Annotated in this window: 8 protein-coding genes; 1 reads left to right on the top strand and 7 read right to left on the bottom strand. The window is 59.2% G+C overall.

Annotated elements, in window-relative coordinates:
• Window positions 1-75: 75 nt before the first annotated feature.
• From AC13RC_RS28925 to metG, 5 genes are all read right to left on the bottom strand, one after another.
• Window positions 76-555 (bottom strand): SRPBCC family protein, encoded by a 480-nt coding sequence (locus tag AC13RC_RS28925; protein WP_113352528.1) that lies wholly within the window; start codon window positions 553-555, stop codon window positions 76-78.
• Between the two features lie 69 nt (window positions 556-624).
• On the bottom strand, window positions 625-1,116 hold the full coding sequence (locus AC13RC_RS28920) for a YbaK/EbsC family protein (protein ID WP_113330692.1): 492 nt from the start codon (window positions 1,114-1,116) through the stop codon (window positions 625-627).
• Window positions 1,113-1,940 carry an MBL fold metallo-hydrolase gene (locus tag AC13RC_RS28915; RefSeq protein WP_113330691.1) on the bottom strand — a complete coding sequence of 276 codons (828 nt, stop codon included), beginning with the start codon at window positions 1,938-1,940 and terminating at the stop codon, window positions 1,113-1,115. The genes AC13RC_RS28920 and AC13RC_RS28915 overlap by 4 nt, the downstream gene beginning before the upstream one ends.
• A gap of 4 nt (window positions 1,941-1,944) precedes the next feature.
• A complete protein-coding gene (locus tag AC13RC_RS28910; RefSeq protein ID WP_488559321.1) occupies window positions 1,945-2,727 on the bottom strand; it encodes a TatD family hydrolase in 783 nt (260 codons plus the stop codon).
• 8 nt (window positions 2,728-2,735) lie between these two features.
• Window positions 2,736-4,289, bottom strand: coding sequence for a methionine--tRNA ligase (gene metG, locus AC13RC_RS28905; protein WP_183811275.1), 1,554 nt, complete (start codon window positions 4,287-4,289; stop codon window positions 2,736-2,738).
• A 306-nt stretch (window positions 4,290-4,595) separates the two neighbouring features.
• Here metG and AC13RC_RS28900 point away from each other — a divergent pair, with 306 nt between their 5' ends.
• On the top strand, window positions 4,596-5,339 hold the full coding sequence (locus tag AC13RC_RS28900) for a sulfite exporter TauE/SafE family protein (protein ID WP_488494373.1): 744 nt from the start codon (window positions 4,596-4,598) through the stop codon (window positions 5,337-5,339).
• Between the two features lie 51 nt (window positions 5,340-5,390).
• Here AC13RC_RS28900 and AC13RC_RS28895 read toward each other — a convergent pair whose 3' ends face one another.
• Together AC13RC_RS28895 and tmk are read right to left on the bottom strand one after the other, a co-directional pair.
• Window positions 5,391-6,422, bottom strand: a complete 1,032-nt coding sequence (locus AC13RC_RS28895; protein ID WP_488559320.1) for a DNA polymerase III subunit delta' — start codon at window positions 6,420-6,422, stop codon at window positions 5,391-5,393.
• On the bottom strand, window positions 6,419-7,096 hold the full coding sequence (gene tmk, locus AC13RC_RS28890; protein WP_113352524.1) for a dTMP kinase: 678 nt from the start codon (window positions 7,094-7,096) through the stop codon (window positions 6,419-6,421). Before tmk ends, AC13RC_RS28895 begins: the two co-directional genes overlap by 4 nt.
• Window positions 7,097-7,201 lie beyond the last annotated feature (105 nt).

Genomic DNA, 7,201 nt, shown 5'->3' with positions numbered 1-7,201 from the left:
TACAAATATCAGATAAGATAGATTATGGAACTAAAGCGGGTATCGATATGGCGATGGTGCAGACGCTTTTGGCTTTTATTCCAGATGGTTGGCCAGATTTTCGAGCGTCGATTTCAATCCCTCGTCATGATCTTCTCTGCGAATGCCGTGCGGCACGTCCTCACAAATTATGGTGACCCTTGTGCCGGTTGGAACCTCTGTCAAGGACCAGGTCATGGTCATCGTTCCGCCGAATGCGGCGTCATCGGATTCGAAATCTACCGCCTGAACGATGCGTTCATCCGCCATGATCTCGAGGAATCGACCGGAAACAATGTCGGTATGCTCGGAAGATTTTCCAGGCGTTGGATGATCCAGTGCGTCATAGGATAGCGCCATTCGATAACGGCCGCCTTTATGCGGTTCGAAGACGTGGATGCTGCATGTCATGCCTTTCGGCGGAAGCCATGAGGCCAATGCTTCGGGATCGAGGAATGCTTTGAAGATCGCGTGTGGCGTCGAGCGAATTATCCGGGAAGCCGTATCGATCCTTCTGCTGTCTGAAGCCTTGCTCATCGCATCCTCCCTGTCACACCGTGGGGGATCCCATGCAATCTCTGCCGGCGCCGGCTGCATTCGCTATTCTTAGCTCGCCTTGATGCGGATCACCTTGGCCGCAATCTTCTCGGCCAGCGTCGTTGGATTGCAGGAGAAAATGCTGTCCGGGCGCCCGGCTGCGCACCAGACCTGATCGTAAGCCAAAAGGCTTTCGTCGATGAAAACAGGCAGATCGACCAGATGGCCGATTGGCGCGACGCCGCCGATAGCGAAACCGGTCTCATCGCGCACGCGATCGATATCGGCACGCTTCAATCGAATTCCATAAGCTGTTGCAATATATGCCGTATCGGCGTTATGGGCGCCTGAAACCAGAAGCAGCGTCAGCGCGTGCGTATCGGCATTGACGAAGACCAGCGATTTGACGATCTGACCAACGGCGCATCCTGCAGCCTTGGCAGCCTCTTCGGCGGTTCGTGTCGATTGCTCCATGCGCTTGATCGAGATGTCGAGCCCCAGCGCGCGCGCCGCAAGTTCGACGCGCTCCAGGCTGGAAAGCTTCTTGATATCTTCGCTCATAGCTCGTCATCCTCCACGTCGAGTTCGATCTGCATTTGATCGTAGGCCGGCTCGACATGATCGGGCGTTTCAGCCAGCACGGTTTCATAATCGAGCGGCGTATGCATGTGGGTCAAGATGGCATGTTTCGGCGCCAGGCGTTCGATCCATTCGAGCGACTGTTCCAACGACAGATGACTTGGATGAGGCCGATACTGCAACGCGTCGATGATCAGGATGTCTAGGTTTTGAACTTTTTCTATCGATTCCGGCGGGAAATCACTGATATCGCTGCAATAAGCGAGTTTACCGATACGGAAGCCCAGCGAATGGATATCACCATGTATCTGCTTGTGCGGCCAGAAGCGGATCGGACCGCCTGCCCCATCGATCACGAAACTTTTCTCGAGATTTTCGATCAGCACCGGCCGCACGATCGGCGGATAGCTGCTGCCGGGTGGTGTTTCCAGGCAGTAGCGAAAGCCTTCGCGAATGCGATCCATGGTCGGCGGATCGGCATAGATCGGGATGCGCTCGTTTGAAATATGGAAGTAGCCGCGCAGATCGTCGATGCCGTGAATATGGTCGGCATGGGCGTGGGTATAGAGCACGGCGTCGATGAAGCTGACGCCGGCATGGATCATCTGCTCTCGGAAATCCGGACCGGTATCGATGACGACCGTGGTGATGCCGCCATCCGGCGCGATCTGCTCGATGAGAAAGGCGGCACGTGTCCGTCGATTCTTTGCATTTTTCGGATCGCAGGCACCCCAGTCGCCGGTAATACGCGGAACGCCCGGCGACGATGAACAGCCCAAAATGGTGAAGCGCCGCCGGTATGTCACGACGTCAGACCCTCGTCATTTTGGAAAAGCAGCGGAAAGCGTTCGCCGTGGTGATCTCGGCGATTTCATCCATGCTGACGCCGATCGTATCAGCCAGCACTTCCGCTGTGTTGACGACATAGGATGGCTCATTGCGGTTGCCGCGCCAGCGCTTCGGCGCGAGATAAGGCGCGTCGGTCTCGACCAGCAGCCGGTCGTGCGGGATCGTTTTGGCAATCTCGCGCAACTCTTCCGATTTCGGGAAGGTCAGGATGCCGGAGAAGGAGATATAGCCGCCAAGCTCCACGCCGGTCTGGGCAAGGGCAGGGCCGGCGGAGAAGCAGTGGAGGATAAAGGGGAAAGCCCCCTTCCCTGTTTCCTCCGTCAGGATCGCGGCCATGTCCTCATCGGCGCTGCGGCTGTGAATGACGAGCGGCAGCTGTGTTTCGCGAGCGGCAGCGATATGGCGCAGGAAGCCGGTCTTCTGGTCTTCCGGCTTGACGGTATCGTAGAAGTAATCGAGACCCGCCTCACCGATCGCCACGATCTTCTCGTGCTGATTTGCTAGCCGCACGAGGTCTTCCGTCTGGATGTCCAACTCCTGGTCGGCGCTGTTCGGATGGGTGCCGACGGAGCAAAAAACCGACGGATAACGCTCGGTGAGCGCAAGCAATCCGTCGAGCTTCCTGACCTTCGTCGAAATGGTGACCATCTGCTTGACGCCAACCTCGTGAGCGCGGGCAACGATCGCGTCGCGCTCCTCTTCGAAATCGGCAAAATCCAGATGGCAATGCGTATCGATCAGCATGGAGAACCTTATTCGGCGGTCGGCGCGACATAGCGCGGGAAGACCGGTTTCGGGGCTTCCAGCGGCGTTCCGGCAACGAGGCGGCCCGCCTCGCCGAGCGCCGCGAAATCACGCTTGTCAGATGGGATGGCAATGAGATCCAGGAGCTTGCCCGAGGATTCCGGCATGAAGGGTTGCAGCAGAATGCTGATCTGGCGCACGACGTCGGCCGTGACGTAGAGCACGGTCGCCATGCGGGCAGGATCGGTCTTCTTCAGCGCCCAGGGCTCCTGGCTCGCGAAATAGCGGTCCGTCTCGGAAACGACAGCGATGATGGACGCAAGGGCACGATGAATGAGCTGCTTGCCCATGTCTTCGCGGGTCGAAGCGAGCAAGGCGTCGGCCTGTGCGAGCAGTGCCTTGTCTTCATCCGTCAACGGTCCGCATTCCGGGATCTTGCCGTCGCAGTTCTTGACGATCATCGACAGAGAACGGCTGGCAAGGTTGCCGATGCCGTTGGCAAGGTCCGAATTGATGCGGGTGCCGATCGCCTCTTCGCTGTAGCTGCCGTCCTGGCCGAAGGAGACTTCGCGCAGGAAGAAGTAGCGCACCTGGTCGAGGCCGAAATGGTTCACGAGATTGACCGGATCGACGACGTTGCCGAGCGACTTCGACATCTTCTCGCCCTTGTTGAGCAGGAAGCCGTGGGCATAAACGCGCTTCGGCAGCGGCAGCTTCGCCGACATCAGGAAAGCCGGCCAATAGACGGCGTGGAAGCGAATGATGTCCTTGCCGATGACATGCAGGTCGGCCGGCCAGTATTTCGCCCGCGGATTGTTCCGATCTTCGATATAGCCGGTCGCCGTGATGTAGTTCGTCAAGGCGTCGACCCAGACATACATGACGTGCGACGGGTCGTTCGGCACCTTGATGCCCCAGTCGAAGGTCGTGCGCGAGATCGACAGATCCTTGAGGCCGGATTTGACGAAGGAAATGACTTCGTTGCGGCGCTCGGCCGGACCGATGAAATCCGGATTTTCCTCATAGTGCTTCAGCAGCCGGTCTTGGTATTCGGAGAGCTTGAAGAAGTAGCTTGCCTCCTCCACCCACTCGACTGGCGTGCCCTGCGGTCCGTAGCGCACGCCGTCGGCGCGCAGCTCCGTTTCGTTTTCCTGGTAATAGGCTTCGTCGCGCACGGAATACCAGCCGGCATAGGAATCCTTGTAGATGTCGCCGGCATCGGCCATCAGGTTCCAGATGTTCTGCGATGTCTCATGGTGGCGCGGCTGCGTCGTGCGAATGAAGTCGTCGTTCGACGCGTTCAACAGCTTCCCCATCGCCTGGAATTCATCGGAATTGCGGTTGGCGAGCTGCTGCGGGTCCATGCCTTCGGCCCGCGCCGTCTGCTGCATCTTCTGGCCATGCTCGTCCGTACCCGTCAGGAAGAAGACGTCACGGCCATCGAGGCGCTGGAATCGCGCCAGCGCGTCGGTGGCGATCAGCTCATAGGCATGGCCGATATGTGGCTTGCCGTTGGGATAGGCGATCGCGGTGGTGATGTAGAACGGAGTTTTTTCGGTCATGTGAGGCAATGGCCCGCTTTTACTGTTACGTCGCTGTTATTCTTGCTCCGCTCGCTTTAGCGCATGTTTGTCATGAGCGAAACACCAAGTTTCGCGCCCGCAGCATTCGAAACTTCGGGATGGCGCCTTGCTTGACTCGGCTCCGCCTCGCCTTTACCCCTTCCGAAGAGTAGAGCGCAGGACAGAAGTGGCCGTGGATTTCATCGTTTTATGTATTGGTCTGCCTAACGGCTTCAAGAGGCCGTGATATTGAGTTTGATTGATTCCTTTCAGCCGCTCTATTCCTTTTCCGGCTTTTTCGTCGGCATGCTTGTAGGCATTACAGGGGTCGGCGGCGGTTCGCTGATGACTCCCCTCCTCGTGCTTCTCTTTGGCGTTCATCCGGCAACAGCGGTCGGCACCGACCTCCTTTACGCGGCAATCACCAAGACGGCGGGAACGGCCGTGCACGGCATGCACGGGCGGGTCAATTGGAAGGTCGTGAGCCTTCTGGCGTCAGGCAGCGTGCCGGCGGCGCTCGCCATGCTCTGGATCATGGCCGGCGTCAACCGCGAGAGCCCCGCCGTTGCTCATACCATCACGCTGTCCTTGGGCTGCCTGCTGCTTTTGACGGCTCTGATGCTGATTTTTCGTGGCCAGATCATTGAGGCCATCCGTAAATGGCGCGGCGAACGCGGAACGATATCACCACGCAATATCGCTCTGTTGACCGTCATACTCGGCCTTATACTTGGCATTCTCGTCACCATGACCTCGGTCGGCGCGGGTGCGCTCGGTGTCACAGTCCTGCTGGTGCTCTATCCCCAGACGGACGTGCGCGAAATCGTCGGCTCCGATATCGTCCACGCAGTGCCGCTGACCCTGATCGGCGGCATGGGATATTGGCTTATCGGCGAGATCAACTGGACGATGCTGTTCGCCCTTCTGATAGGGTCGATCCCGGGCATCGTCGCAGGCAGTCTGCTGGCGCCGCGCCTGCATGAGCGGTCCGTGCGCATCATCCTTGCCGTCACGCTGGCGGTTGTCGCCTGGAAGCTGATCTTTCCCTGACACGATTCACAGGAAACTTCGCGGTGGCTTTCGCAGGGAATTACGATCTGTCTATGCCGAAAGCTGCTGCTTGAGTTCGCCGAGAATGGTGATAAGCGTCTGCTTGCGGTCAAGATTGTACGCTTGGTACACGTTCAATCGCTCAGTGGTCTCGGAGTGCAACCGAGCCAGCCTCTCGGCCGTGGAAATGGAGCCGCCAAGCGCGGCAGCGCGAGCCCGATCGATGATGTCATCGCCGATATGCGAGAGGAAGAAGCCAAAGATCGTGTCGCTGTCCTTGCCGGAAAGCGCATCGGCGAGGCGGTGCATCGCCTTGCGAGCCGCCGGCCCATCCGCCGAAAGCACTTGCCTGTAGGCCTCGATAATCTCGCCGCCGCCATAATTCAGGAGCTTGAGTGCCTCGCTGACGCTGCCTTTGGCAGCGGAGAGCAATTCACTCCCCTGCCCGGCCGGCACGCCAAGATTTTCGAGTGCCTTGCGCAAGGCATCATTGCCGAGCGGCGCAAGTTTCAAAGGCAGGCAGCGTGAGCGGATCGTTGGCAGAAGCCGGCCCGGTGCATGCGAAAGCACCAGGAACAAAGCGCGCTTCGGCGGTTCCTCGAGGATCTTCAGGATGGCATTGGCCGCACTGCGGTTAAGATCGTCGGCGGGATCGATGATGACGATGCGCCAGTTGCCGGTGCCAGAGGTTTGCGAAAAGAATTTTCCGGCGCGGCGCACTTCGTCGACGGTGATCGCGGATTTCATCTTGCCGGTCTTGTCGTCGACCGGCCGGCTCAAATGCAGCAGATTGTGCGATGCTCCGCCGGAAATCTGCCTGGAGACGACCGATGCCGGATCGGGATCGCCGATCGTCTCCGGCGCTGACGCCGGATCGGGATGGGAGAGGACATGATTGGCGAAACGGAAGGCGAGCGTCGCCTTGCCGATGCCCTCAGGCCCTTCGATCAGCATGGCGTGGTGGCCCTTGCCGGAGCGATAGGATTGCGCGAGGAAAGTTTCCGCCTCTTCATGGCCGAAGAGCTTCGCATTGTCTTGCGGAGGAATAGCGCCGTCGAGGACGCCCGGACGTTCATCGCTCATTGCGCCGCTTCCGATCCTGCGGCGATATTCACTGCACCGAGCCGCTTGTCGACGATCTCGGCGATTTCAGCGGCGATCTCATCTTCCGACCTCTGAGCATCGATGACGTGACAACGCTCGGGCTCGCGGGCGGCGATATCGAGGAACGCCTCGCGGCGCTTCTCGTGGGTCTGCATCTCTTCCTTCTCGAAGCGATCGGGTGCGGTTACGGCGGAGGCGCGCTTGCGCGCGCGCGCCAGACCGACTTCGGCGGGAATGTCGAGAATCAGCGTGCAATGCGGAATGACGCCGTTGACGGCAACCCTCTGCAGAGCCTCGATATAGTCAGGCTCGAGATTGCCCGTTACGCCCTGATAGACGCGCGAGGAATCCATGAACCGATCGCAAAGGACGATGGTGCCGCGCGAAAGTGCCGGGCGAATGACGTCCTCGACATGATCGTTGCGGGCAGCAGCGAACAGAATCGCCTCCATGCGCGTGCCGAACATTTCCGCAGCACCTGAAAGCAGGACGTGCCGCACCGCTTCCGCTCCGGGCGAGCCCCCGGGTTCGCGCGTTACCAGGACCTCATGGCCACGCTCGCGCAACCGTTCAGCCAGGCGGCGAATCTGGGTGGACTTGCCGGCCCCCTCGCCGCCTTCGAAGCTTACGAATAATCCGTTTGCATCAGCCAATGATCATGTCCTGCACTTTTCGCATGCCATGCGTGCGGCGTGCGATACGCATCCTGTTTAACCCAAGACATGTCCAGGTGGAACCGTGCATGTCCCGGTCTCCGC

Source organism: Martinezella sp. CNPSo 3890, assembly GCF_057784455.1.
Note: the sequence above shows the minus strand (reverse complement) of the source record. Positions and strands in the feature narration are given on the sequence as shown.

Bases quoted from the DNA above. Each gene is read 5' to 3' on its own strand.
- AC13RC_RS28900 (WP_488494373.1), top strand. From the start codon at position 4,596: ATGCTTGTAGGCATTACAGGGGTCGGCGGCGGTTCGCTGATGACTCCC.
- AC13RC_RS28920 (WP_113330692.1), bottom strand. From the start codon at position 1,116: ATGAGCGAAGATATCAAGAAGCTTTCCAGCCTGGAGCGCGTCGAACTT.
- AC13RC_RS28910 (WP_488559321.1), bottom strand. From the start codon at position 2,727: ATGCTGATCGATACGCATTGCCATCTGGATTTTGCCGATTTCGAAGAG.
- AC13RC_RS28895 (WP_488559320.1), bottom strand. From the start codon at position 6,422: ATGAGCGATGAACGTCCGGGCGTCCTCGACGGCGCTATTCCTCCGCAA.
- metG (WP_183811275.1), bottom strand. From the start codon at position 4,289: ATGACCGAAAAAACTCCGTTCTACATCACCACCGCGATCGCCTATCCC.
- AC13RC_RS28925 (WP_113352528.1), bottom strand. From the start codon at position 555: ATGAGCAAGGCTTCAGACAGCAGAAGGATCGATACGGCTTCCCGGATA.